This is a genomic window from Sporosarcina highlanderae, from assembly GCF_030433715.1.
Classification (GTDB): domain Bacteria; phylum Bacillota; class Bacilli; order Bacillales_A; family Planococcaceae; genus Sporosarcina; species Sporosarcina highlanderae.
Genome location: NZ_JAROCC010000003.1, coordinates 111,852 through 138,205 on the forward strand (window position 1 = coordinate 111,852; position 26,354 = coordinate 138,205).

A 26,354-nucleotide genomic window follows, 5' to 3' on the forward strand; every position below is an offset into this window, starting at 1 on the left:
CTGCCATTTAAAATGCCTTTTCATAACTCGGTTCAGCCCGAGTTTGAAAAGGCATTTTTAAAAGCGTTAATTTAGTTTGCTCAAAAAGAAAACTGCGATTGTCCCTGGTCCGGCATGTGACCCAATAACGGAACCAATCATTTGGACTTCTATGTTTTTCGGTTTAAACTTCTCTTCGATCATCGCCTTCACTTCAAGTGCAGTAGCCTCATCATCGCCGTGGCTGATTGCAATTGTTTGTTCGGACAATTCGTTTCCGCGCTCTTCCATTAACTCTAAAATACGACGGAACACTTTTTTACGACCACGGTGCTTCTCGATAGGTACAAGCTTGCCACTTTCCACATGCAGTAAAGGTTTGATGTTCAATAACCCACCGATGAATGCGCTTGTCCTGGAAACGCGACCGCCCTTCGCCAAATAATCAAGATCCTCAACCGTGAAAAGATGCTCCATACGGGCAGCCATACTACGGATTTTTCGCTCGATTGTCCGGATATCATCACCTGCATCACGAAGTCTGACGGCTTCTTTCACTAATAAACCGTGTCCAAGCGACGCACAACGGGAATCAATAATGATTAAATTGAAATTCGGATTCCATTCTTTCACTTGATCTTTCATCATAACGGCAGTGTTGTACGTACCTGACAGTTCAGAGGAAAAAGCAATATATAAGCCTTCTTCATCAGATTTTGAAAGGTCCTTCCAGAAGGATAGAAGCGCTTCTGGTGATGCTTGCGATGTTTTTGGATGTTTTCCATTGCGGATTGCATCGAAAACCTCTTTTGAATCGATTTCAATGACATCGTCATACTCTTTGTCATCGATCAAAACACTTAATGGAATCAAGGTTACATCATTTTCATCAAAAAAAGATTTTGGTAAATCTGAACCACTATCAGCAAAAATTCTCATTTGGGACCCCCTGTGTTCTTTTTATATTTTATTTTTTAATAATAACCGTTCTTTCAAAACTTCCGCGATACCGTCTTCGTTATTTGTAAGTGTCACTTCATCCGCGATGGATTTTAAGCGGTCGATCCCATTGCCCATTGCAACGCCGACACCGGCGTAATCGATCATTTCCAAATCATTGTCTTCGTCTCCGAAAGCGATGATCCGCTCACGTGGAATTCCGAGCCAATTGGAAACATGTGAGATGCCGACGGCTTTATTCAACCCATGGCGCACGATTTCAATCACATCCCACGGTGCTCCCCAGTTCCTATGGTCAATTACTTCGGCATGTACTTCAGCTAAGTGTCTTCGTATCGGGTCGACCGAATCAGGTTCCGCTTGGATGAGTAGACTTGTTGGATCGACTTCCAAAATAGTCCTTATATCACCCTCCTTGATGACTGGATCGCCAAAACTGAATATGTCCAAAAGTTTTGTGTCGTGATATTGCAAGTACACATCATCCATAACTTCAGCAACGATATTTTGAAGACGGAAATCCTGCATTGCATCAACAACATCTTTGACGACAGGAAGTGAAATCGTTTCATGGATTGTTTTCCATGAGCGGTCGGTCGGATTATGGACGAATGCACCGTTAAAGTTGACGATTGGTGTTTTTAGACCTAATTCGCGGTAGTACATTGCACTTGCGCGATATGGACGCCCCGTCGCAATCATTATTTGGTGCCCTTGTTCTTCAGCTTGTTTTAATGTATTTGCCGTTTTTTCCGATATGATTTTTTCGTCAGTCAGCAATGTCCCGTCCAGGTCAAGGACGATTAAATGTGGTTTCAATTGCTTCGCCCCCTTTTTGAAAAGAATACGCTATCTATCTTGTCTTATACCCTTTTTTTCAGTTTATCGTTAGTAGCAGTGGTGAGTCAAAAGATTCCGTTGCATGACCGTAGTTTTTGTTTTTCTACAAAAACTTTGGTACGATTTAGGAAAAGATACAGAAGGTGTTTGAATGATTGTAAGAGAAGAGAAATGGAGCAATATACCATTACTGCATATTGTGGACGAAACAGTGGAAGATAGCAACATTCCCGCAGTAATTTTCTTGCACGGATTCACCAGTGCCAAAGAGCATAATCTGCATTATGCATATAATATCGCGAAGAAGGGGTTTCGTGTTTTATTGCCGGAGGCACATCTTCATGGCGTTCGCGATGAAGGTCTGGATGAAGTCCAGTTAAGCTTGCGATTTTGGGAAATCGTCCTAACATCAATTGAAGAAATGGGTATCCTTCACAAAGAATTGGTTGAAAGAGGTGTCCCTAAAATTGGGATGGGCGGGACATCGATGGGCGGTATTACGACCCTTGGATGCATGACGGCGTATCCATGGATTGACACGGCTGTGGTCATGATGGGCGCGCCAGGCTATGTAGAACTTGCGAAAGCTCAAATTGCCCAGTTTGAAAATAGAGGTTTTAAATTGCCGATCTCCGATGAAGAAAGAAAGTCTTTGATTGACACACTTTCTCTATTCGATATGACCAAGCAAAGGCAAAAACTTAATCGGCGACCTGTTTTCTTTTGGCATGGGCAACAGGATACAACAGTTCCATTTGAACCAACATATAACTTCTTCAAAGCAGCAAAAAAGGATTATCAGGATTTGCCTGAACGGTTCGAATTCATGGCTGACCCCACTGCAGGACATGCCGTTTCCAGATCTGGCATGTTGCGAGCGGCGGATTGGTTCGCAAGTTATTTGAATGAGTAGGTCAATCTTTGATATGATGAAGGTATCCTAGTAAGGAAAGGGGAATTTACAATGAATGATGATATGAAGGGCAGTTTGATGGGTGCTCTTGAAAATGTGATCGATCCCGAGCTTGGCATTGATATTGTCAATTTAGGACTCGTCTATGATGTGGAGTTGGACGACGAAGGTACTGCTAAAGTGACAATGACATTGACATCAATGGGTTGTCCGATGGGACCGCAGATCGTCGCGAATATTAAACAGGAACTCATGGAACTACCGGAAGTGAAGGACGTTGACGTCAACATCATCTGGAATCCACCCTGGTCTCGTGATAAAATGTCCCGTTACGCCAAAATGGCGTTGGGCGTACGATAATAGAACGGAAAGGAAGGCTGTCTGACTTTTGTCGGCAGTCTTTTTTTATTGAAACTATCGCTTTGTTTCATGTGTTATCAGTAGGGTACGAATATAAAAAAGGAAGTGCACCACACTTTACTTGGGTGTGAAAACAGTTTATAATTTAATTAATCAAAGATAGTCAAAGTCAAATGAATGAGGTGAATTTATATGAGAATGGACGGCGTACAAGAAGATCAGCGTACACCGCTTGAACAATTTGGACGGAATCTTGTTGAAGATGTAAAAAACGGAAAGATGGATCCGGTTATTGGACGAGATGAAGAAATCCGGAATGTCATCCGTATTTTATCAAGGAAAACAAAAAACAATCCTGTTCTAATAGGGGAGCCCGGTGTCGGCAAGACAGCTATTGTCGAAGGTCTTGCACAGCGAATTGTCAAAGGTGACGTTCCCGAGGGGTTGAAAGACAGGGAAATTTATGAATTGGATATGAGTTCCTTAATCGCCGGAGCCAAATACCGTGGTGAGTTCGAGGAACGGCTGAAAGGCGTTTTAAAGCAAGTGAAGGAAAGCGATGGGGAAATCATTCTTTTCATTGATGAAATCCATACGATCGTTGGCGCTGGAAAGACTGAAGGGGCGATGGATGCAGGGAATATGCTGAAGCCGATGCTTGCACGCGGTGAATTGTATTGCATCGGTGCGACAACGCTTGACGAATACCGGATGTATATCGAAAAGGATCCTGCACTTGAACGACGCTTCCAGCAAGTGCTTGTACGTGAACCTTCGGTGGAAGATACGATTTCAATTTTACGCGGCTTAAAAGAACGTTTTGAACTTCACCATGGCGTCCGAATCCATGACCGTGCAATAGTCGCAGCAGCAACATTATCGGATCGCTATTTGACAGAACGTTTTATGCCGGATAAAGCAATCGACCTGATCGACGAAGCGAGCGCGATGATCCGGACGGAAATAGACTCGATGCCGCAAGAGTTAGACTCAGTCACACGTCGTATTATGCAGTTGGAAATCGAGGAACAGGCGTTACGGAAAGAGAAGGATGCAATCAGCCAAAACCGCTTGGAAGCCTTACGGACAGAGTTGCAGGAGTTAAAGGATTCTTCCTCCGACATGCGTGAGCAGTGGGATAAGGAAAAAGAAGCTTTGCGTGGAATCCAATTGAAACGCGAAGAGTTAGACCGATACCGCCGCGAGTTGGAAGATGCACAGAACCGCTTTGATTTGAATAAAGCTGCGGAATTGCAATACGGCAAGATTCCTCAATTGGAAAAGGAATTGCAGGCACTCGAAGGTCCGTTAGCCAATAGCTCTGAAAACCGTTTGCTTCGCGAAGAAGTGACGGAAGATGAAATCGCAATGATAGTTGCCCGTTGGACCGGCATTCCAGTTACAAAATTAGTTGAAGGCGAAAGGGAAAAATTGCTTCGTCTTCGCGAGACGTTGGAGGAAAGGGTTATCGGGCAAACAAATGCCGTTCAGTTAGTAACTGAAGCTGTTTGGCGCGCGCGGGCAGGCATTAAGGATCCGGATAAACCGATTGGATCATTTTTATTCTTAGGACCAACTGGAGTCGGGAAAACGGAACTTGCAAAAACGCTTGCCGCGAGCATTTTCGATTCCGAAGATCATTTCATCCGAATCGATATGTCCGAGTACATGGAAAAACATAGCGTATCCCGACTCGTCGGAGCTCCTCCGGGCTATATCGGCTATGAAGAGGGTGGACAGTTGACGGAAGCGGTGCGTCGCAACCCATATTCAGTTGTCTTGTTAGATGAGATTGAGAAGGCGCATCCAGATGTATCGAATATTTTACTGCAAGTCTTAGATGATGGGCGAATTACTGATAGCCAGGGAAGACTTGTCAATTTCACGAATACAGTTGTGATCATGACATCCAACATCGGTTCGGCATATTTGTTGGATGGACAATTCGATTCGGAAAATCATGCAGCCGAGGACTTGGTCATGGCAGAATTGCGCCGCCACTTCAAGCCAGAACTGTTGAATCGGATGGACGATATTATCATCTTCCACTCATTATCGGGAGACTCATTCCGTTTGATAGCGAAGAAAATGCTTGATGATCTTGTCAAACGGTTGAATGAACAGGAAATTGTACTGGAATATAGCGATGAAGTCCTTGACTGGATTGTAAAGGAAGGGACAGACGCAGATTTCGGGGCAAGACCATTAAAACGGTTCATCCAACGCTATGTAGAAACCGCAGTCGCAAAAGAAATCATCAAAGGCGATATGAAAGATGGGGAGAAATTGGTGTTATCGATGGAAGAAGGTAAACTTTTGGTTGAGAAAAAGTGAATTAATATTAAAAAAACCATTCCAATGAAAAGGAATGGTTTTTTGTTGCTCAATGATCTGCTACTTCTCCATCAGGAATAGCTGATGTCATAACGATAACTATCACTGATAGGACCACTGATGCGATAAGGCCGGTCATGAAGTCAAATGATGCGATTCCTGCGATTGATCCTGCAACATAGTTTAACATCGTCACTAAGAGGAAGGACCAGAAGAAAGTCATAATATATTTCATTGAAATCACCTCTACATAACTATTTCACCGTTCATCATACCACAGCACACACAATCATAAAACAAAATTATTTTTAGATTTCATTTTCTTTGGCGAAATCGTGTCCAGATATTGAAAAACGGGTTCAGTTCCACTATAATTAACACCAGGTACTAATAATAGATGATAAGGAACGGGGTATGTGAAATGAATGCAGGGTTGATTGGTGTAGGGAAGTTTGTCCCGTCAAACGTAGTAACAAATCAGGATCTTGAAGCCCGTATGGATACGACGGACGAATGGATTCGTACACGCACCGGCATTGAGGAAAGGCGCATTGCGGATGAAAATACCGATACTTCCGATATGGCTTACGAAGCAGCATTGGACGCATTGGAAAATGCAAATATAAAAGCTGAAGAAATTGGAATGATCATTGTTGCAACAGTGACTCCGGATCGTCCATTCCCTTCAGTCGCTACGATGCTTCAAGAGCGGTTAGGTGCAAAAAACGCAGCTGCCATGGATGTTTCCGCAGCATGTGCAGGTTTCATGTACGGCATCGTTATGGCGAAACATTTCGTAGAGGCTGACACCTATAAGCATGTTTTAGTCGTCGGCGTTGAGAAATTGTCGAAGATTACAGATTGGGAAGACCGAAACACTGCAGTCCTGTTTGGTGATGGTGCGGGAGCGGCGGTAGTTAGTAAAGTGAGCGAAGGCCGCGGAATCCTTTCATTCGAATTAGGAGCGGACGGTACAGGTGGCAAGCATCTTTACCAAGAAAAAAATAAATACATCCAAATGAACGGACGGGAAGTATTCAAGTTTGCAGTTCGGCAAATGGGTGAATCTGCAGTTAATGTTACTGAAAAAGCCGGACTTACTACAGAGGATGTAGATTATTTAATACCTCATCAAGCCAACATCCGTATTATGGAAGCATCGCGTCAACGTTTAGAGTTGCCGATTGAAAAGATGTCCAAGTCAGTCCATAAGTACGGAAATACATCTGCTGCCTCTATCCCGATTTCATTGGTCGATGACCTTGCGGAAGGCCGCGTCAAAGATGATGACATCATCGTAATGGTCGGTTTCGGCGGCGGTCTAACATGGGGCGCTCTCTGTATTAAATGGGGAAAATAATTACGAGATACTATATACTTGATAAAGATTATTCGTAAAAATGAAAGGGAGTTTTCAGGAATGGAAAAACGTCGTGTCGTTATTACTGGAATTGGTGCTGTTTCTCCAGTAGGAAATTCCGCGGAAAAATCGTGGGAAGCGGTATTGAATGGTGAATCGGGAATCGGACCACTTACAAGATTGGATAGTGAACAATTCCCTGTGAAAGTTGCAGCTGAAGTGAAAGACTTTGATATTGAAGAATATATTCCTCGTAAAGATGCAAGGAAGATGGACCGATTTACACATTATGCACTGGCAGCGTCCATCATGGCGATGAAAGATGCGAATCTTGAATTGGATGAAGAGACTGGTTTGCGCACTGGCGTCTGGATTGGTTCAGGGATTGGCGGAATGGAGACTCATGAACAGCAATTCAAGACGTTTCTTGAAAAAGGTTATCGCCGGGTAAGCCCATTCTTCGTACCAATGATGATTCCGGATATGGCTTCTGGTCAAGTATCAATCCATTTCGGAGCAAAGGGTATTAACTCTTGCACAGTTACAGCTTGTGCATCAGGGACAAACTCTATTGGTGACGCATTTGAAGTCATCAAACGTGGTGACGCAGATGTAATGATCACTGGTGGAGCGGAAGCACCGATTACAACAATGGCCGTTGCAGGCTTCTGTTCAAACACTGCATTGTCATTGAACCCGGATCCTGCAACTGCATCTCGTCCATTCGATAAGGAACGGGACGGCTTCGTCATTGGTGAAGGAGCAGGAATCCTGATCCTTGAAGAATATGAACATGCGGTTAAACGTGGTGCTAAAATCTATGCGGAAATCGTCGGATATGGCTCCACGGGAGACGCCCACCATATTACAGCTCCTGCACCGGAAGGCGAAGGCGGTGCACGTGCAATGCGCCAGGCATTGGAAGAAGCGGGAATCAGCCCTGATAAAATCGATTACATCAATGCACACGGTACAAGCACGCCATATAACGATCTATTTGAAACGATTGCGGCGAAAACTGTATTCGGTGAGCATGCCTATAAGTTGGCTATGAGTTCGACTAAGTCAATGACAGGCCATTTATTAGGCGCAGCTGGTGGATTGGAAGCAATCTTCACTGTGAAAGCATTGCAGGAAGGGATTCTGCCACCGACTATGAATATTGAAAATGCAGATCCGGAATGTGATCTTGACTACGTTCCGAACGTTGCACGTAAAGTCGATATTGAATATGCAATGAGTAACTCATTAGGTTTCGGCGGTCATAATGCCTCACTAGTATTCAAAAAAGTGAACTAACCATAAATAAAAGCTCCCCATTTAGAGGTCATCTTCTAAATGGGGAGCTTATTTTCATATGATAAGAAAAAGCAAAAGGGCGATGTTCATGACACGTATATTCCTCTTTCTTCTCAGTTACGGACTAATAGTTGTTTCTGTATCCCATATGATTTTTTATTTTAACTATATTTCACTTGGATATAGTTGGACACGGATTATAGTATTCATTATTGGTACAGCTGATTTCACGATCTTTGTAGCAGCGCTTATTTTACTTCTTCTTACCGTCTTCTTCCAATACCCATTGCGGACTCCATCTTCTTAAGTGTGGCGGATGCGATTGTATTTGCTTTTTCAGCGCCTCTGTCTAAATGTACATCCAGTTCAGATGAATGAAGAAGTTCCGTGTAGCGTTCTTGAACAGGCGCAAGATGCCCGATGATGGCTTCGGCAACCCCCGCCTTGAAAGCGCCATATCCGAGCCCTTCATATTTAGCTTCGAGATCTGCAATTGAAACGCCGCTCATTGCGGATTCGATTGTCAATAGATTTGAGACGCCAGGCTTATTTGTTTCATCGAATTTAACGAAGCCATCAGAATCCGTCACCGCACTTTTTATTTTCTTCTCAATTTCATTCGGTGTATCTAAAATTCTAATCGTACCTTTTTGATTAGGGTCAGATTTGCTCATTTTTTTCAAAGGGTCTTGTAGGGATTTAATACGAGCACCGATTTTTGGTATGCGGATTTCCGGTATTGTAAGGACTTCTCCGTATCGTTTGTTAAACCGCTCTGCCAAGTCGCGTGTCAATTCAACGTGTTGCTTTTGGTCTTCTCCGACAGGGACGACATTTGTGTTATAGATAAGGATGTCGGCAGCCATTAATGGGGGATACGTTAGCAATGCCGCTGAAACGCCTTCTTTTCCATCAGACTTATCCTTGAATTGGGTCATACGTTCAAGTTCACCGATATACGAAATACATTGCATCATCCATCCGGCTTGTGCGTGTGCGGGAACTTCTGATTGGATGAACAGTGTTGATTTTTCTGGATTGATGCCGCTGGCGATGTAGATTGCTGCGAGTGAGCGGATTGTTTTTGTTAGTTCATCGGGATCTTGTTGTACTGTAATAGCGTGCTGGTCTACGATGCAGAACCGGCAGTCGTATTCTTCTTGAAGCTCCGTAAATTGTTTAATAGCCCCAATATAGTTCCCGATTGTTACCGTACCGGTAGGCTGCACACCTGAAAAAATAGTCTTCATTCCAATTCCTCCTAAATATAATTGATTTCCGCTCCAGGCAGACGCTTTCCGGGGGGCGGGCGGTGAGCCTCCTCGGTCGCTTTGCGACACTGCGGGGTCTCACCTGTCCCGCTAATCCCCCAGGAGTCGCCGCCTTTCGCTCCAATCAATGATGCCAAAACTATATAAGTAAATAAAAAAACACCAGCCATCCCCAAAAAAGGGACGACTGATGTTGATCAACCGTGGTACCACCCGAATTAGCCCGTAAAAGGCCACTCAAATCCCATAACGCGGGAGACGTGATTGGCTAATAGGCTGCATCAACAACCTTCGTTCACCAATCAAGCTCAGGAATCCAATTCTTCTTGTACGTCTTGCCTGTTTACACCGGCCACAGGCTCTCTGATAAGGCGAAACAAGAGTACTCTTTCCGTCTTTGCTTTTTATAATTGTTAGTTGTCAAAAGTATAGTATGACTTTGTACGGATTGCAATAGAAAAACTCAAACAGACAAAAAAACAGGTGTTTTGAGGTTTTTTGACAAGAAATCACGGGAATAGTAGAGTTCCCCTATTCAATAGATTTTTGCTTTGGTAGAATAAATGAAAGAGAGGAAGTGTCCTATGAAGAAAATGAAGTTTTTGAGTTCACTACTACTTGCCGCTGCAGTTGTGATACCGACTATGGCGCATGCCGATGAAACTATAAAAGATATTGAATTTGCAGAACGTACATATGGATTTGAAGCGGTGGATGAAGCTATTGTAGCGAGTTCGAAATTATTCCGTTATGATTCGGGACTTGTTTTTGAATATCCGGATGCAGTTAGAGGAATTTACGTCACTGGACATTCTGCAGGAGGGGCCCGATTCGAGAAGTTACTGAATCTAATCGGTTCGACCGATTTGAATGCAATGGTAATTGATATTAAAGATGATTTCGGGTATTTAACATATAAGCCGCAGGAAGATTCCCCGTTGTTTGGTCTCGGAATCGGTAAACCGTATATTAAGGATCCTCAAAAGATGTTAAAGACGCTTGAAGAGAATAAAGTATACCCGATCGCAAGGATAGTTGTGTTCAAGGACAGTGTCCTCGCAGAACAACGACCTGATCTATCGTTCATGGATGGCGATCAGGTATGGAAAAACGGAAGGAAAGAATCATTTGTGAATCCGTTTATGAAAGAAGTTTGGGATCATAACGTACAAATTGCGATAGAAGCTGCAAAGATGGGGTTCAAGGAAATCCAATTTGACTACGTTCGTTTCCCTGAGGGCTTTGAAAAGAGAGCAGATGTACTTGGATATACGATGGAAGACTACAAGGATTCAGAGCTTGACCCAGTGCAACGCCGGGTGGAAGCAGTTACCGATTTTGTTGCCTATGCACGTGAACAGTTAAAGCCATATGATGTTGATGTGTCTGTTGATATTTTTGGATACTCAGCAACATTGCCGGAAGCGCCAGGAATCGGACAAAACTTCTCTAAGATTTCCGAGAACGTAGATGTCATTTCGTCAATGATTTACCCAAGTCATTGGACTTCCTATTTCGGAATTTCAAAACCGGATCTTGAACCATACCGTCTGGTGTCTGAATATGCAAAAGTTGAAAATGCGAAATTAGGGGAACTTGAGAATCCTCCGACTTCCAGACCATGGTTGCAAGACTTCAGCGCACCTTGGTTAGGTGCTGGGAATTATCTGCGTTATGGGAAGAATGAGGTCGAAGCACAGATAAAAGCATTGCAAGATAACGGCATAAACGAATTCCTGTTATGGAATGCTGGCAATTCATACACAGAAGGTGTGGATTATACACCTTAAACTTTAAAGTAGGGGAGAGATCCTCTACTTTTTGTAATTAAAATCATAACTATTTTCATGCATATTGAAACCTTTTTGGGTCAGATTCGTACTATTAGGAAAGTAATTTGCTTTTTCATTCGAGAATACCTAAATGAGAAATCGATTTTTTTCGCAAAAGATGTTTAAAGATTTATGTCATCGGGTATAACAGTAAAGAGTCAAAAAGTACATAACAGAAGGAGCTGTAACCCTTACATTATTGCGGAAATGTGACAAAGGTACAATCTGTATTACTTTTTTTTGAAAAAGTGTATTCATTGAGAATGAATATGTGTATAATAGGAGATAGCTAATTACTTTAAAATCATTCTAATTTAATTTTAAATAAAATCAAGAGCAAGCCGACTGAAAGGAAGTGTCAGCGAATGGGAGTTACATTATTTACCTCACCTAGTTGCACATCATGTAGAAAAGCTAAGGCATGGCTGGAAGAGCATGAAATACCGTATACTGAAAGAAATATCTTTTCGGAGCCTTTGAATATTGGTGAGATTAAGCAAATCCTTCGAATGACGGAAGACGGTACGGATGAAATTATTTCAACACGCTCCAAAATCTTCCAAAAACTGAATGTAGACGTGGAAAGCTTACCACTTCAACGTTTATACGAATTAATTCAAGAACATCCTGGCCTATTAAGAAGACCAATCATTCTTGATGAAAAAAGGCTTCAGGTAGGGTATAATGAAGATGAAATCAGACGTTTCCTACCTAGAAAAGTAAGGGCCTATCAGCTGCTTGAAGCGCGGCGCATGGTAAACTGAATTAAAATATAGTAAAGCTGATAGGGAGCTAACGGGCATTCGCCAAATCCTATCGGCTTTTTAATTTCTTTTAGCTCCAAGAATCGCCCTACGCTATAGATTATTCCCTTGCTTTATGTGCTGATGTTCCCTACAATGCTATTATCAATAGAAGTCTTGAGCGGGAACCCTTTCAAAACTTCGCAAACGGTCATATAGTAAGTATAAGCATTGCAGGTTAATCGCGAGAATAAAAAAATGGGCATATGCCTATTTGTAAGGAAGGGAGAGAAAAGGGATGGAAATAGAGCGTATCAATGAAAATACAGTAAAGTTTTATTTATCGTATATAGACATAGAAGAACGAGGCTTTACGCGTGAGGAAGTCTGGTACAATCGCGATAAAAGCGAGGAGCTCTTCTGGGAGATGATGGATGAAATCAATGACGAGACCGAATTTGAAGTAGAAGGTCCATTGTGGATTCAAGTCCATGCGATGAATAATGGAATCGAAGTGACAGTGACACGTGCACAAATGGAAAACACAGATATAGAATTTGGAGTGGATGAGTCAGATAAGCATTTTGAACCTGACCCTAACATATTCGCAAACCCTGAACAGCTTATGAGTGAATTAAATGATGAGCCCGTAGTATGGACTTCTGATATGTTCGTGTTCGATGATTTCGAAAATCTCATTCCGTTAGCCAAGAAAATTCCCATATACGCAGTTCAATCATCTCTCTATTCATTTGAAAATAAATTCTATATGCATGTGATATACGATGAATCTGAAATGGACGACGATGCTAAATTGGATTATTGTAGTATTGTTTCAGAATACGGTTCATTATCCCAGGTAACGATTCATCGTTTAGAGGAATATGGGAAGGTCATAATGGAATCCGATGTTTTGAAGACAGTTGAGAAATATTTCGGTGAATAAATAGATAACAGCTACTCCCTAAAAACATCGGGGAAGTAGCTTTTTTTGTTTAAAGACAATTGTTCAAAATAGTTGCATTTATGAATGAAGATTCCTACAATTAATTCGAGAGGAGTGAGGAGAATTTTAACAGCGTGTTCAGAGGATGGGCGGACAATCATTTTGTCTGCTGATCTAAAAAGAGAAGAACTTCGAAAGTGGAGGGAGACTCGTAGCTTTTTCTGCCCACAATGCAGAGGTCCGGTACAATTGAAAGTCGGTAATATTGTAGTCCCCCATTTTGCTCATTTAAAAGACACAACCTGTCGTACATCTTTTTCAGAGGGGGAATCCCCACAACATTTAACGGGCAAGTTGCTATTACATCAGTTGCTAACGGCAAATTCGCAAAATACGGTTTTGGAACCGTTGTTAGCCGAAATCTCACAGCGGCCAGACTTGCTTATTTTAAATGAACAGGAAAAAATCCCGATTGAGTTTCAATGCAGTACAATCCCCATCTCCCTTTTGGAAGAGCGAACGGATGGGTTTCGGAAGATTGGAATGCCTCCTATTTGGATATTGCACACGCCAACAAAGTTTGCAAATTTTCCCGAAGGTATAGGGACATTTCAGTTTTCAAAGTTTGAGGAATGGTTTATTGTCAGCACCCCACCTGAAGGAGATGTGCTCCTTACATTTAATCCCCAAATGAAAACATTTCATTATTTCACTAGTTTGTTGCATGTGGCGGGCCAAAGGTATATTGGCATGCACCACATCCTTCCCGTTAACTATCAATCCTTTCCATTTTTACGTCCTAAGATACCATTAGAAAAGGACCTTGCCCGATATGTAAATCTATATAATTCCAAGCGTCATGAAGATCTTGAACGTTCGGTTTTATTGAACAGAAAAGGTATTACTAATCCCTTTTTGAGATGCTGCTATGAAATGAGGATACTACCGACTAAACTGCCAGCATGGGTAGGTGTGCCTGTTTCTAAGAATCAAGCATTTCGTGAAGCGGATTTTGAATGGCAACTGCGGCTCCTTCATTTTCTGAAGCGAAAAGGCCTTGGTTTAATGAAAGTGAATGCGTATCATTTACGGCAATTTGTTAGGAGTTTTGAAAATCCTTCAACTGAAAAAATTTCTGCTTGTCAAAACTATCTCTCGTTTTTAGTCAAATACGGGGTGGACAACCCTTTGAATAATACTGACTTCAGCGAAAAGGTCATTTTGTATATAATTTCAGAAAGATTTCTTGCAAATGACCGACAAAATTGAGAGAATAATAATGATTCGATTTACGAAGAAATTTTTAGGGGGAGGAAGTTGAAAATGACGACGGAAGTTAAAAACAAAGTGTTAACCCGTGACCAAGTCAAAGTGGATGAAACTTGGCGCTTGGAAGATATTTTCCCCACGGATGAAGCGTGGGAGCAGGATTTTAAAGCAATCGAGGAACTATTAGCAAGTGCAGAAAGCTATAAAGGGACATTGAATAATGGTCCTGAAGCTTTGGCCGAGGCTCTTACCTACCGTGATACTGTTTACCAAAGAATGGGCAAGTTATACACATACTCCCATTTGAAAGGTGATCAAGACACGACAAACAGCTTCTATCAAGCGATGGATAGCCGTGCGAAATCATTGTACTCTAAAGTTTCTACTGCACTATCATTCTTCACACCAGAGTTATTGACAATCCCTGAAGAAGAATTGAACAGTCTTGTTGAGAATAATGATAACTTAAGCGTTTACAAGTTTGAGTTTGAAAAAATGAACTCACGCCGGGCTCACATCCTTTTAGCAGAACAAGAGGCAATCCTTGCGCAATTGGGCGAGGTAACAGGAAATGCCGCTGAAACGTTTAGCATGTTGAACAATGCTGATTTGACATTCCCGATGGTAAAGGATGAAAACGGCGAGGAATCTGAGCTTTCTCATGGTCGTTATATCCGTTTCCTTGAAAGTAAAGATCCAAAAGTGCGTGAAGAAGCATTTAAAGCAATGTACAGCAAATATGGTGAGTTCAAAAACACATTTGCATCTACATTGAGTGGAAATGTGAAAAAGAATAATGTCAATGCGCGAATCCGCAAATTTGATTCTGCCCGTCACGCTGCTCTATCGGCAAACCATATTCCAGAACAAGTTTACGACAACCTTGTTAACACAATTAATAAAAACCTTGAACTGCACCATCGCTATGTGGCTCTACGTAAGAAGGTACTTGGACTAAATGAACTTCATATGTGGGACATGTTCGCGCCAATGGTAAAAGACGTTGAAATGAAAGTTCCTTATGAGGAAGCAACAGACACAATGCTTGAAAGCTTCCATCCATTAGGTGAAGAGTATAAATCCATTGTTAAAGAAGGACTTGATAACCGCTGGGTGGACGTCCGCGAAAATAAAGGGAAGCGCTCAGGAGCTTATTCATCTGGATCTTATGGCACAAACCCATATATCTTAATGAACTGGCAAGATAATGTGAATAACTTGTTCACATTGGCTCATGAATTTGGCCATAGTGTTCACAGCTATTATTCCCGTAAAACACAGCCATACAACTACAGCGGCTATTCGATCTTTGTTGCGGAAGTTGCATCTACAGTAAACGAAGCAATCTTGAATGATCATCTATTAAAAACAATTGATGACGAGCAAAAACGTATTTATTTACTGAATCATTGGCTCGAAGGATTCCGTGGTACAGTATTCCGTCAGACAATGTTTGCTGAATTTGAGCACAGAATCTACCAGCTTGACCAGCAAGGCGTTGCATTGACAGCTGATAAACTATCGGAAGAATACGGCGCGTTGAACAAGAAGTATTTTGGTGATGCAGTTGAAGTGGATCCTGAAATCGCTCTTGAATGGGCACGTATCCCACACTTCTACTATAATTATTATGTGTACCAATACGCAACAGGTTTCAGTGCAGCTGTTGCATTAAGCCATCAGATCCTTACTGAAGGTCAACCTGCTGTCGACCGATACATCAATAACTTCTTGAAAGCCGGCTCATCGGATTATCCGATTGAGGTTCTGAAAAAAGCGGGAGTCGATATGACTTCTACAGCACCGATTGAAGAGGCATGCCGTGTGTTTGAAGAAAGATTGAACGAGTTGGAAGAGTTACTGAATAAGCAATAAAAAAATCCTGACTTGGTAATGTTTGTCGCCAAGTCAGGTTTTTGATTCTATGAATCATCGATATTCTTCTATAATAAAAGTAAAAGCGCTTACATTTAGTGTATTTACAATCGGGGTAGCGACTGATAGTCTGTAAGTCTTTAGGTAAGGGATTTGCATATGGTTTTATTTGTGACAGAGATGTGAAACTTTATGTGAAATGTTGCATTAACTATTATTTCGTGATAAATTATAGATGTGAAATAAATCACATACCAAACATACACCCCTTTTGTTTGAACGTGAACATTTCTCCCATTCCCTTTGTAAAAGAGCATCCCTCTCCCCCAGGAGCGGATGCTCTTTTCTTTTTACTTAAAAATTGTCATCCAACTAAAAAGCAGGCGTCCCGATTAGTAGCCGGGACGCCTGCTTTTTATCTATTGTCGTTTACGCCAAAGCGTTACATTATTGAATGGTTGCCTCTCCAAATTTTGTTGGAGTAGCTGCTTTTTCAACTCGCGTTCAGCTGATTTCTCTGAGATGTGGTAGATCTCAGCGACTTCTTTCGTTGCGAGTGAATCAAAGCGTTTAAAAAGATCATCAAGTGGTGGGGGAGTGTCCGGGTCGATTGGATAACCGACCATCTCCTCTAAAATCTGTTCATAGATTTCATAAGAGTGGAGTCCGTTCACCTTGAGTCCTTCGTCTTCAATGTTTTCATTGAAAAAAACAAAGGATGGGGCAATATCCACTTCCATTTCATTCGCAAGGTACAAATCCACCTGCAAGGAACGCAAGACATTATGGGATGAGAAGTCGAGGATGAATTCATCAACGTCCAGCCCTAATTTTTCAGCGATTTCAACAAGAACCGAAAACGATAAGACGTTCCTTGACTTCAAGTAGGTATATTCGAATAGTTTCGAGAGAAAACGGAAACCGGCCCGTTTTCCTTGGAATTCCGCGGCTTTCATTGCGATACTTGGAAAGGACGGATGGGTTTTATCGCATGATTTAACATCATCACATCGATTGCTCAAGTTTGTAAGATTCATCTTGGGCAATGATGATCGAAGTACAATTCTTAATGTAAAGTAGCGTTCGTATTCAACCTGTAATTTACGGAGCAGAGGCTGAAGTGCCCAGCATTTGCTACATAAAGGGTCAACGAATGCATAGATCTCAATGGGTTTTGATAAGGATGCTGACGAAGTGACACTGTTTTCCATAATCGTATCACGATTCACCACTCATCGCCCTCGTTTCTGTTCACCATGTGATTTGCAGTCATAACAAGCCGTTGGTAATACACGTCACGAAGTGTACCCTCAAGTCCTACATCGTTCATCGCTTCTTTCATGCAAGCGAGCCATGCTTGTGCTCGTGTCGGGGTTATAGGAAAAGGCATATGACGCGCTCTCATCATCGGATGTCCGTGTTCCTCCGTGAATAAATTCGGTCCGCCTAAAAATTGTGTTTGGAATTGTTTCTGTTTTCGTGCTGTTTCCGTCAGGTCTTCAGGGAAAATCGGAAATAAGTCCGGGTGGACAGCCACTTTTTCATAAAAACGATCGATGAGCTCAGATAATTTTTCAGCGCCGATTTCCTCATAAGGAATCAAAGGTTTACGAATCATGTATGTCAATCTCCTTTGTTCTGACTGTATGGATATTCTAACAACCAAACAAATCTTTCACAAATATATTGCCTTCCGAGGAATGAATAGTATCAAACTTTAGCCGTATTATAGTAGTTTAAGACTTTTGAAACATAGTCTTGAGTTTCTTTGAAAGGTGGTATCCCACCGTATTTTTTTACATTGCCAGGCCCTGCGTTGTATGCAGCCAAAGCCAATTCAATAGTACCAAACTGGTCAAGCATTTGCCTTAGGTATTTTGTTCCGCCCATTATATTCTGCACCGGATCGAAACTGTTCCGTACTCCCAAGAACTTTGCAGTACCAGGCATAAGTTGCATCAATCCAATTGCCCCCGCACCACTTACGGTGGTGCTGTTGAAATTGGATTCCTGTTTAATAACCGATGTGATCAAGCTTTCAGGCAGTCCATATACACGGGCTGCTTGTTCAACTAGCCCGCTGAAATGATTACCGCCCGAATCGGCAATCGGTTTTGAAGCAGTTTTCTGTAAGATAAGTTCAAGGCTGTTTGGGAGATAGACATTATTCGAACCTTTAAATAGTAGATTCTCCATTGACGAAAGCCCGTCAAGCATTCCAAATGATTGATTCATAACTGAATGAGTATTGAAAGATTTATTATTTATACCATCTAATGCATTGTTTATCATGTCGCTGAACAAGGTGGAAGTGGAATCTTGTACACCAAAAGAGGACTGTACAGAACCCAAAGTCTGCATTGCTTGTATATCCATCAATGTTCGGATTGTTCGTGCATTCATTAAGTGGCACCCCTTCTTTGATGCGAACAGAAGTCCATATACATTCAGTATATCAAGTCCTGCACTAAAACGCATGTTACAAACTGCATCAAAGCCATTCATATGGTAGACTATAAAGGCATCAATAACAAGTCGGGAGGGCTACTGATGAAGGAATGGAAGCAATTTCTTGAGCCGTATAAACAAGCAGTTTCGGAACTTAAAGTGAAACTGAAAGGGTTACGGACACAATATGAGCTTGAAGGTGTACATATGCCGGTGGAGTTTGTGACGGGGCGTGTGAAACCTTTAGCAAGCATCTATGATAAAACCCTCGAAAAAGGAATTCCATTCAAACCTTCGGCAGAGTTAGCAGAAGAATTGCCTGATCTTGCAGGACTTCGGATCATGTGTCAGTTCGTGGATGATATTGGGAAAGTAGTCGATACATTGCGAAAGCGCACCGATATGAATGTTGTAGAGGAAAGAGATTATATATCGAATAAAAAACCGAGCGGGTACAGATCATTCCATATGATTATCGAATATCCTGTACAGACGATTCACGGTGAAAAGACAATTTTGGCAGAAATTCAAATCAGGACATTGGCGATGAATTTTTGGGCATCGATCGAGCATTCCCTGAATTACAAATACCAGGGTGAATTGCCTCATGAAATCAGGCATCGTCTTGAACGCGCCGCGGAGGCGGCTTTCAGACTCGATGAGGAGATGTCGCTCATCCGTGATGAAATACATGATGCACAACAATACTTTACTGCATATAAAGAAACAGCAGACAGAGGATATGGTGAAAAACGGAGGAGGGGGAGTGGGCGATGATGAAATTTGCGGTTCAGACTAGGAATGATTCACTTTCAAACCGATTACGGGATGAAGCTGTCGAGTACTTAACAGACTTTGGACTTGTTTTCGATGAAGATTCACCTGATATTGTCTTATCGGTTGGCGGAGATGGGACTTTGCTTCATGCCTTTCATAAATATATCCATCGACTGAAAGATACGGCATTCATAGGCATTCATACAGGGCATCTTGGTTTTTACGCTGATTGGAAGCCGTCCGAAATGGAAAAATTGGTCTTGTCGATTGCACGTAAAGAATACAATGTGATCGAGTACCCATTATTAGAAGTGACCATTACCTATCGTAATACAGATCAGGAAGCCAAATACCTCGCGTTGAATGAATCGACAGTCAAATCCCCCGAGGTGACTCTGGTAATGGACGTTGAACTGAACGGTGTGCTTTTTGAAAGATTCCGAGGGGATGGTTTATGCATGTCTACACCTTCCGGATCTACTGCATATAATAAAGCACTTGGCGGGGCAATCATCCATCCATCATTGGATGCTATACAACTAACCGAAATGGCCTCCATTAATAATCGGGTATTTAGAACAGTTGGTTCCCCGTTAATTTTGCCGGCACATCATTCGTGTGTATTGACTCCGGTAAATGGACCGGATTTTATGGTTACTATTGATCATTTGCAGTTATTGCATAAAGACGTTAAATCAATAGAATATAAGGTTGCGGATGAGAAAGTGAGATTTGGTAGATTTCGTCCTTTCCCATTTTGGACAAGGGTCCATGATTCATTTATAGCAAGTGAAGAGTGATGAAACAATGAGTGATAATCGGTTTACTTTAAACTTTATTGTGGAAGAGAAAAATCTATTAAGAGAATTCCTGCACGCGAAAGGGATTTCCAAACGAACATTAACTGCCGTGAAGTATGACGGTGGTCAATTATTAGTGAACGGTACGGAGCAAACTGTTCGGCATATAGTAGAAGTAGGGGACACGGTAACGGTTCAGTTCCCGAGAGAAATGCCAAGCGATGGACTTGTTTTAGAATCGGGAACGCTAACTATTCTATATGAAGATGAAGCGATTATTATCGTGGATAAGCCGGCAGGACAAGGGACTATCCCGTCCCGTGACCATCCAGCCGGAACAATTGCAAATTATATTGCAGGTAAATTCATGGAAGAGAAAGTCCCTTCAACAGTGCATATTGTAACAAGATTGGATACTGATACATCAGGCCTTATATGTGTAGCCAAAAATCGTCATATCCATCATCTTTTGAGTGAACAGATACGCGAGACTGGATTCTATCGAAATTATGTCGCATTTGCAGAAGGTCATATTTCAATGGGTGCCTTTGAAATCGAGCAACCTATCGGGCGGAAAGATGGGAGCATTATCGAAAGGATTGTCCGTTCAGACGGTCAATACTCCAAAACGGTCGGCAAAGTTCTTGGACATTATGAACTGAATGGTTCAAAATACACTGCAGTTTCCCTTGAACTTCATACCGGCCGGACGCATCAGATCCGCGTTCATCTTCAATGGCTTGGGCATCCGCTTGTCGGAGATGATTTGTATGGTGGTTCACGCCATCTTCTCAACAGACAGGCGTTACATTGTGCATCGATCGGTTTCCGGCATCCGCTATCGGGAAACCGACATCTATTCACTAGTGAACTTCCCGCTGACCTAGCTATGTTGATCAGTCAAAATGAGTGAACTTTTCCGGAACGAACGGCTGTAAAGACGGGACCGAAACTACTTCCATTTCTGGATAACGAATGGCGGTCAGCTTACCTCCAAACACACAACCCGTATCTACATTGACGGTTCGGTGCTTGAATCTTGCCTCGAGAACCGGTGTATGGCCATAAACAATCCATGCATCTCCATGGTATTTCTTTGCCCAATCCCTTCTTACAGGTCGTCCATCTGGAAGTGTTTCACCTGTAGTATCACCATAAAGAACAAAGGACTGTATTTTTTTTGAAAAGGGTTCTCCTATCATCTGTTCACGGATTCCTGCGTGTGCGATAATGAGATTCCCGTTAGCTAAATTTGCATATAAAGGAAGAGCCTCGTAAAATCGTTTGTATCTATTCAAAAAACGATGTTTTTCTTTAGGGGGAAGAGCATTCAATTCAGCCATCGTTGTTTCCAAACCATGTGTCTGCTGAACATTTCTCCCTATCGATAAGCGGTATAGTTTATTGCAGTGATTCCCAGGGGAATAGATAAGTCTCTGTTTATCCTGTAATTTGAACATCAACTTAAGTGTTTTAACAGATGAGGGACCACGATCCATCGCATCACCAACGAATGCAAGTTGCCTTTCCTTATGAACGGGTAAATCGGCTTCAAATGTGTAGCCAAGTTTGTTTATAAGCATGAGCAATTCGTCGTAGCAACCGTGGATGTCCCCAATAATATCCAGTTTCATCAACAAATCTCCTTTTAATCAATCGTTTTTAGTTATTTTACCTTGAATGGATACAAACATGCATGTCGGGATGGAAAGGAAGGTGCAGCCATGACTGTTAATGAAGAAGTGCGTGAAGAAATCATCATCGATGAAGAGAAATTGATTGAAGCCCTTGAAAGGCAGGATATTAAAACCTTTCGTGAGGAATACTTAATCCTTCACCCATATGATCGTGCCATTTTCTATGAAAAGGTTGACGTCGGTCTAAGGAAGACAATGTACTTCTTCCTTTCACCAAAAGAGTTGGCCGAAATTTTTGAGACGAGTGAAATCGACGAAAATGAATATAAGCAGTTCCTTCAGGAGATGGACACGACATATGCAGCGGACATGATTTCATACATGTTTGTCGATAATGCGGTAGATGTCCTGAAAGAACTTGATAAATCACAAATTGCGACTTATTTGACGTTAATGAATAAAGCAGCGGCTTCAGAAATTAAATCGCTCTTACATTATGAGGAATACACTGCTGGTTCAATAATGACCACGGAGTACGTCTCAATTCCTCAAAACTCCACTGTACGCTCTGCGATGACAATATTAAAAAATGAAGCCCCATCCGCAGAAACAATCTATTATGTATTCGTTGTCGATGAAGATAATCGTCTAACAGGGGTTGTCTCACTCCGTGATCTTATCATCGCTGACGAAGACACATTAATCCAATCAATTATGAATGAGCGTGTTGTTAGCGTCTTGGTATCGGCTGACCAGGAAGACGTCGCCAGGATGACGCAGGATTACAACTTTCTTGCAGTACCAGTTGTTGATTTTCAACATCATATGCTTGGAATTATTACAGTCGACGATATTATTGACGTCATCAATGAAGAGGCATCAGATGACTATTCTAAACTTGCGGCCGTTTCGAATATGGATTCTTTCGATAAAAATTCCCTGTCCGCAGCAAAGAAACGAATTCCTTGGTTGATCATCCTTTTGATCCTTGGTATGTTGACTGCCAATTTGATCGATTTATTCACCGATACGATTTCGCAAGTCGCTCTTTTAGCGGCCTTTATCCCGTTAATTGCCGGAACGGCGGGTAACAGTGGTACTCAGGCGTTGGCGGTTGCTGTCCGAGGGATTGCTACCCGTGATATTGAGGATGAGAGCAAGTTCAAGCTTTTATTACGTGAAGCGGGAACAGGTCTCATTACAGGTATAGTCTGTGCAATTTTTGTTGTCGGACTCATTTTCATCTGGAAGCATGAGTTTATCATCGCGTTATTGGTTGGTGCTGCTATTTTAGTGTCGATTTTTGTCGCTACAATTTCAGGCTCCTTCATACCGCTATTCATGCATCGGATGAAGATAGACCCTGCTGTTGCGTCAGGACCGTTCATCACTACGTTGAATGACGTGATCAGTATTATTATTTACCTTGGTTTGGCGACTACGTTCATTAGCAGCCTTAATTAGACCGAAAAGAACTTCATTGTTCTTAGGCGCATATACTACGGAAAAAGGGGGTAATCAACATTTCCTACAAAGATCCGTTGATATTTGTGCAGGGGCCGCCGCCGGTTTATTTGAAGAAGAAGGTTATTGAAGAAGAAAGTACATCGGTATTTGTCCTGAATGAAGAAGTAGTTAAGGAAATAATTGAAGTTGCATCTTCTCGTCAGATGGAACTGAAAGTTGCCGACCCCAACATCCTTACTAAAATTCAATATTTAAGTGGACCGTTTCAAAGGTCTGCGTACAAACCTTTACAGTTTATGGTCGAAGGTAAGAGTGTGAAAGGTGCCATTCAAAGAATTGAAGATGATTTGTTATGGATTGACCAGGATGATGAGGTAGTAACGAAGATAGAAATCGGGAAGATTGAAGATGTGTTATGGAGAGGTCAGTCGTTTGAGAGAGATTAAGTAAAACAGGACTGTTCGGAATGTCAGTGAAAATTGACTTTCCGGAATAGTCCTGTTTTACTTTATTTGCGTGTTATCATCCAGCTTCGGGCGCCAGAGCCTCGGGTCATAAGTCAAAGCTGCTCTGTGGCAAAAAGCGCCACGCCGCATCTTCGCCTTATGCCTGTCGCCTCTAAGCAGACGCCCTACGCTTTTGCATAGAAAAAGCCCGATCTTTTGGATCGGGCTGAGTTAGCATCACAGGTTGTATCTTCAGTCTTCGTCGCAATCAATATGAACGTCCTTAACACACTGAACAGCACAGAAGCAAGATAAGTCTACGGTTACGCAAGTACCAGTTGCTTCGAATCTTTCGACTTCGCAAACTGCGTCAAGGTCAAGCTTGCCGCCTTTGAATAAGTCGACTCTCCTGCCTCGGATATCACGAGGTTCAAGTACTTGTAAAGTAGCGCAGCAGTTATCAAAAACGTTTTGCACTCTAAAGAAGACGGAGAAACATGTATTACAGTCCCTTCGACCTTGTTCGGAGGCCGTTGCTGTTGCTTCAGCTTCAGAGAACCGTCTGGCTCTCCTGAACATTGCTTTGAATGGATTACCTTTTTCGTCCAAAAGCATGAATACACGCGTATTGGCTCTTTGTCGCGCTGGGCTAACAAGGCTACCGAGCGGAGTCAGGAAACAGTCAGTTCTACAATCGTCACAGTCAATTTCGTCACGAATCCCTTGTACGCGCTTGATGGCACGAACTACTTCACAAATACAACTGTTGTGGCGATTGTTATCAGATCTGACATCTTCATTTCTTCCACATCCCATTCATTCCACCTCCTTTTCTCAACTCCTTATACATTATGCTTTTCAAGGTTTACGGTCAGGGCAAACAACCCGTAATGAATAAAAAACAAGATCAATGCCATACTTTTAAAAAAGGGGATGATGACGATTCGTCGATTACTGCCCATATTTTGCATAATTCTTCTTCTTTCGGGGTGTATTCCAAACGAATTCACTTTTGAAAATAAATCAGGGGAGGACTCGGAGAAAGCGAAGGAGTTAATCAAGAAAGACGATCGGATAAAAGGGGCTTCAGCTCTGTTTTATGAAGATCATCTAATTGTTGGAATCCGAGTGAAAACCTTTGATAGGTTCAAAAAGAGAAAGATTGCAAAAGAACTGGAAAAGAAGTTAACAAAGAGCTACCCCGATCTTGCGGTATTGGTATCCGCGGACAGTAAGATTTTAACGGAAACGAATAAACTAATCTTAAAAGGCGATGAAAAAGGGACAAAGAAAAAGATTCACGAACTGATTTCTCTAACGGAGGAAGAGACATAATGGATGAAAAAAAATATGCGAAACTGGAGCAAAGCATTACTCCGAAACCGCCGATACTTAAAAATGTCATCAAAGCATTCTTAGTTGGTGGTACCATCTGTCTAATTGCCCAATTCATCGCTCTTTTCTATATGACCTTCTTTAATTTTACAGAGAGAACGGCAAGCAATCCGACAGTCGCAACGATGATTTTCATCTCCATGCTTCTGACGGGTTTTGGATTATATAAGAAAATCGGTCAATTGGGCGGAGCGGGAGCTTCAGTACCGATAACTGGATTCGGTAACGCTGTTGTGTCAGCGGCAATTGAACATAAATCAGAGGGATATGTACTTGGTGTCGGTGGAAATATATTTAAGCTTGCGGGATCCGTTATTCTCTACGGTGTCTTTTCAGCTTTCTTAGTTGCTCTTGTTAAGACGATCCTTGTGAAGTTAGGAGTCGTATCATGGTGATGAAAGGTTTATTAACATTTCCCTCAACCCCGTCCATTGCAGCAACTGGTGTGACAGCCGGGCCGTTAGAGAAGAAAAGTCCGTTTCATGTCAACTTTGATAAGATGTTCGATGATGAACGATGCGGAATGAAGACGAATGAACAGGGACATGCAAAATTGATGGAAGATGCCATTATGATTGCATTAAGTAAGGTCGATAAAGTACCAAGTGATGCGGATTTTTTATTGGCGGGGGATCTTGTCAATCAAATGACGCCATCCAATTTTAGTGCAACGACTGTCGGTATTCCGTATATTGGACTTTTCTCGGCATGTGCAACTTCTGTATCTTCCATATTGTTGGCGGCTTTACTAACGGAGTCGGGCATGTCAAAACTTGCTGTTGCAGGTTCGTCAAGCCAGCACAATGCAATCGAAAGGCAATTTCGATATCCGATTGAATATGGCACACAGAAGGGGGATACTTCCCAGTGGACAGTAACAGCAGCCGGTGCAGCGGCGATAACCCCTTACCAGGAAGGTGTACCATGTATTGAACGAGGGACGTTTGGAAAAGCCGTGGATATGGGAATGACAGATCCGTTGAATATGGGTGCAGCGATGGCGCCTGCTGCAGCAGATACGTTGATGCGACACTTGTCAGGTCATAATGCTTCAGCAAGCGACTATGATCTGATCATGACGGGGGATTTAAGTAAAGTCGGCTTTTCGATTTTTAAAAAGATGGTCGGCAATCAAGGAATTAAAGATTTCCAGAATTTCAGTGATGCGGGTGAGGAATACTACGGTGGTCTTCCGGAATTTAAGGCAGGGGCAAGCGGTGCGGGATGTTCTGCATCTATTTATTTTTCCGAAATTTATAAGAAGATGATGGAAAAGGAATACAAGAGGGTTCTCCTTATTGCGACAGGGGCACTTTTATCTCCTTTATCCTATCAGCAAGGAGATACGATACCGTGCATCGCGCACGCGGTCGAATTAACGATGAAATGAGTGGTTTATTTGT

General features: G+C 42.1%; 28 protein-coding genes and 1 other annotated feature. Of the genes, 19 read left to right on the plus strand and 9 right to left on the minus strand.

The window, feature by feature from the left end; genetic code table 11:
• Positions 1–66 precede the first annotated feature (66 nt).
• Positions 67–918, minus strand: coding sequence for a DegV family protein (locus P5G49_RS05080; RefSeq protein WP_301242400.1), 852 nt, complete (start codon positions 916–918; stop codon positions 67–69).
• A gap of 21 nt (positions 919–939) precedes the next feature.
• Positions 940–1,758 (minus strand): Cof-type HAD-IIB family hydrolase, encoded by an 819-nt coding sequence (locus P5G49_RS05085; RefSeq protein ID WP_301242401.1) that lies wholly within the window; start codon positions 1,756–1,758, stop codon positions 940–942.
• A 172-nt stretch (positions 1,759–1,930) separates the two neighbouring features.
• Here P5G49_RS05085 and P5G49_RS05090 point away from each other — a divergent pair, with 172 nt between their 5' ends.
• From P5G49_RS05090 to P5G49_RS05100, 3 genes are all read left to right on the plus strand, one after another.
• Positions 1,931–2,692 carry a prolyl oligopeptidase family serine peptidase gene (locus P5G49_RS05090; RefSeq protein WP_301242402.1) on the plus strand — a complete coding sequence of 254 codons (762 nt, stop codon included), beginning with the start codon at positions 1,931–1,933 and terminating at the stop codon, positions 2,690–2,692.
• A 51-nt stretch (positions 2,693–2,743) separates the two neighbouring features.
• Positions 2,744–3,052, plus strand: a complete 309-nt coding sequence (locus tag P5G49_RS05095) for a metal-sulfur cluster assembly factor (protein WP_301242403.1) — start codon at positions 2,744–2,746, stop codon at positions 3,050–3,052.
• Between the two features lie 192 nt (positions 3,053–3,244).
• A complete protein-coding gene (locus tag P5G49_RS05100; RefSeq protein ID WP_435877183.1) occupies positions 3,245–5,386 on the plus strand; it encodes an ATP-dependent Clp protease ATP-binding subunit in 2,142 nt (713 codons plus the stop codon).
• Between the two features lie 49 nt (positions 5,387–5,435).
• Here the strand turns inward: P5G49_RS05100 and P5G49_RS05105 are convergent, their stop codons facing one another.
• Entirely contained in the window at positions 5,436–5,621 is a 186-nt protein-coding gene (locus P5G49_RS05105; RefSeq protein WP_301242405.1) for a DUF2929 family protein, read from the minus strand.
• A gap of 186 nt (positions 5,622–5,807) precedes the next feature.
• Between P5G49_RS05105 and P5G49_RS05110 the strand changes: the two genes are divergently transcribed.
• The 3 genes from P5G49_RS05110 to P5G49_RS17595 all read left to right on the plus strand — a co-directional run bounded on the left by P5G49_RS05110 (position 5,808) and on the right by P5G49_RS17595 (position 8,352).
• Positions 5,808–6,746: a beta-ketoacyl-ACP synthase III gene (locus P5G49_RS05110; protein ID WP_301242406.1), complete on the plus strand. Its 939-nt coding sequence runs from the start codon at positions 5,808–5,810 to the stop codon at positions 6,744–6,746.
• A 60-nt stretch (positions 6,747–6,806) separates the two neighbouring features.
• A complete protein-coding gene (fabF, locus tag P5G49_RS05115) occupies positions 6,807–8,045 on the plus strand; it encodes a beta-ketoacyl-ACP synthase II (RefSeq protein WP_301242407.1) in 1,239 nt (412 codons plus the stop codon).
• Positions 8,046–8,133: 88 nt separating this feature from the next.
• A complete protein-coding gene (locus tag P5G49_RS17595; protein ID WP_487247670.1) occupies positions 8,134–8,352 on the plus strand; it encodes a YuzI family membrane protein in 219 nt (72 codons plus the stop codon).
• Here P5G49_RS17595 and trpS read toward each other — a convergent pair.
• The gene (trpS, locus tag P5G49_RS05120; protein WP_301242408.1) at positions 8,309–9,295 is read right to left on the minus strand and encodes a tryptophan--tRNA ligase; all 987 of its coding nucleotides are present in this window, start codon (positions 9,293–9,295) and stop codon (positions 8,309–8,311) included. The genes P5G49_RS17595 and trpS overlap by 44 nt on opposite strands.
• Positions 9,296–9,492: 197 nt before the next feature.
• Positions 9,493–9,723 (minus strand) — a binding site (T-box leader).
• Positions 9,724–9,900: 177 nt separating this feature from the next.
• Between trpS and P5G49_RS05125 the strand changes: the two genes are divergently transcribed.
• The 5 genes from P5G49_RS05125 (at position 9,901) to pepF (ending at position 15,981) form a co-directional block, all read left to right on the plus strand.
• On the plus strand, positions 9,901–11,106 hold the full coding sequence (locus tag P5G49_RS05125; RefSeq protein WP_301242409.1) for a putative glycoside hydrolase: 1,206 nt from the start codon (positions 9,901–9,903) through the stop codon (positions 11,104–11,106).
• A gap of 407 nt (positions 11,107–11,513) precedes the next feature.
• A complete protein-coding gene (gene spxA, locus P5G49_RS05130) occupies positions 11,514–11,912 on the plus strand; it encodes a transcriptional regulator SpxA (protein ID WP_283732601.1) in 399 nt (132 codons plus the stop codon).
• A gap of 277 nt (positions 11,913–12,189) precedes the next feature.
• Entirely contained in the window at positions 12,190–12,837 is a 648-nt protein-coding gene (mecA, locus tag P5G49_RS05135) for an adaptor protein MecA (RefSeq protein WP_301242410.1), read from the plus strand.
• Positions 12,838–12,951: 114 nt separating this feature from the next.
• Positions 12,952–14,106, plus strand: a complete 1,155-nt coding sequence (locus P5G49_RS05140) for a competence protein CoiA (RefSeq protein ID WP_301242411.1) — start codon at positions 12,952–12,954, stop codon at positions 14,104–14,106.
• A 54-nt stretch (positions 14,107–14,160) separates the two neighbouring features.
• A complete protein-coding gene (pepF, locus tag P5G49_RS05145; protein ID WP_301242412.1) occupies positions 14,161–15,981 on the plus strand; it encodes an oligoendopeptidase F in 1,821 nt (606 codons plus the stop codon).
• A gap of 419 nt (positions 15,982–16,400) precedes the next feature.
• On the opposite strand, the gene P5G49_RS05150 is transcribed toward pepF, so the two are convergent.
• From P5G49_RS05150 to P5G49_RS05160, 3 genes are all read right to left on the minus strand, one after another.
• Positions 16,401–17,213 carry a DsbA family protein gene (locus P5G49_RS05150; RefSeq protein ID WP_435877184.1) on the minus strand — a complete coding sequence of 271 codons (813 nt, stop codon included), beginning with the start codon at positions 17,211–17,213 and terminating at the stop codon, positions 16,401–16,403.
• Entirely contained in the window at positions 17,207–17,599 is a 393-nt protein-coding gene (locus P5G49_RS05155; protein ID WP_301242413.1) for a globin domain-containing protein, read from the minus strand. Before P5G49_RS05155 ends, P5G49_RS05150 begins: the two co-directional genes overlap by 7 nt.
• 92 nt (positions 17,600–17,691) lie before the next feature.
• Positions 17,692–18,384 carry a lytic transglycosylase domain-containing protein gene (locus tag P5G49_RS05160; protein ID WP_301242415.1) on the minus strand — a complete coding sequence of 231 codons (693 nt, stop codon included), beginning with the start codon at positions 18,382–18,384 and terminating at the stop codon, positions 17,692–17,694.
• A 147-nt stretch (positions 18,385–18,531) separates the two neighbouring features.
• Here P5G49_RS05160 and yjbM point away from each other — a divergent pair, with 147 nt between their 5' ends.
• Genes yjbM through P5G49_RS05175 form a run of 3 tightly spaced genes read left to right on the plus strand, consistent with a single transcriptional unit; the run spans position 18,532 to position 20,919 of the window.
• The gene (gene yjbM, locus P5G49_RS05165) at positions 18,532–19,206 is read left to right on the plus strand and encodes a GTP diphosphokinase (RefSeq protein WP_301242416.1); all 675 of its coding nucleotides are present in this window, start codon (positions 18,532–18,534) and stop codon (positions 19,204–19,206) included.
• Complete coding sequence (locus P5G49_RS05170; RefSeq protein WP_301242580.1) at positions 19,206–20,006, plus strand: NAD kinase; 801 nt, start codon at positions 19,206–19,208, stop codon at positions 20,004–20,006. The genes yjbM and P5G49_RS05170 overlap by 1 nt, the downstream gene beginning before the upstream one ends.
• A 7-nt stretch (positions 20,007–20,013) precedes the next feature.
• Positions 20,014–20,919, plus strand: a complete 906-nt coding sequence (locus P5G49_RS05175; protein WP_301242417.1) for an RluA family pseudouridine synthase — start codon at positions 20,014–20,016, stop codon at positions 20,917–20,919.
• Here the strand turns inward: P5G49_RS05175 and prpE are convergent.
• Complete coding sequence (gene prpE, locus P5G49_RS05180; protein ID WP_301242419.1) at positions 20,903–21,640, minus strand: bis(5'-nucleosyl)-tetraphosphatase PrpE; 738 nt, start codon at positions 21,638–21,640, stop codon at positions 20,903–20,905. The two genes, P5G49_RS05175 and prpE, sit on opposite strands and share 17 nt — an antisense overlap.
• 90 nt (positions 21,641–21,730) lie before the next feature.
• Between prpE and mgtE the strand changes: the two genes are divergently transcribed.
• Together mgtE and P5G49_RS05190 are read left to right on the plus strand one after the other, a co-directional pair.
• Positions 21,731–23,107 (plus strand): magnesium transporter, encoded by a 1,377-nt coding sequence (mgtE, locus tag P5G49_RS05185; protein ID WP_301242420.1) that lies wholly within the window; start codon positions 21,731–21,733, stop codon positions 23,105–23,107.
• A gap of 110 nt (positions 23,108–23,217) precedes the next feature.
• On the plus strand, positions 23,218–23,556 hold the full coding sequence (locus tag P5G49_RS05190) for a hypothetical protein (protein ID WP_301242421.1): 339 nt from the start codon (positions 23,218–23,220) through the stop codon (positions 23,554–23,556).
• A gap of 252 nt (positions 23,557–23,808) precedes the next feature.
• Here the strand turns inward: P5G49_RS05190 and P5G49_RS05195 are convergent, their stop codons facing one another.
• Positions 23,809–24,372, minus strand: coding sequence for a CotY/CotZ family spore coat protein (locus P5G49_RS05195; protein ID WP_301242422.1), 564 nt, complete (start codon positions 24,370–24,372; stop codon positions 23,809–23,811).
• 117 nt (positions 24,373–24,489) lie between these two features.
• Between P5G49_RS05195 and P5G49_RS05200 the strand changes: the two genes are divergently transcribed.
• Genes P5G49_RS05200 through P5G49_RS05210 form a run of 3 tightly spaced genes read left to right on the plus strand, consistent with a single transcriptional unit; the run spans position 24,490 to position 26,341 of the window.
• Entirely contained in the window at positions 24,490–24,891 is a 402-nt protein-coding gene (locus P5G49_RS05200; RefSeq protein ID WP_301242423.1) for a hypothetical protein, read from the plus strand.
• On the plus strand, positions 24,891–25,346 hold the full coding sequence (spoVAC, locus tag P5G49_RS05205) for a stage V sporulation protein AC (protein ID WP_301242424.1): 456 nt from the start codon (positions 24,891–24,893) through the stop codon (positions 25,344–25,346). The genes P5G49_RS05200 and spoVAC overlap by 1 nt, the downstream gene beginning before the upstream one ends.
• On the plus strand, positions 25,340–26,341 hold the full coding sequence (locus tag P5G49_RS05210; RefSeq protein ID WP_301242425.1) for a beta-ketoacyl-[acyl-carrier-protein] synthase family protein: 1,002 nt from the start codon (positions 25,340–25,342) through the stop codon (positions 26,339–26,341). Before spoVAC ends, P5G49_RS05210 begins: the two co-directional genes overlap by 7 nt.
• Positions 26,342–26,354 lie beyond the last annotated feature (13 nt).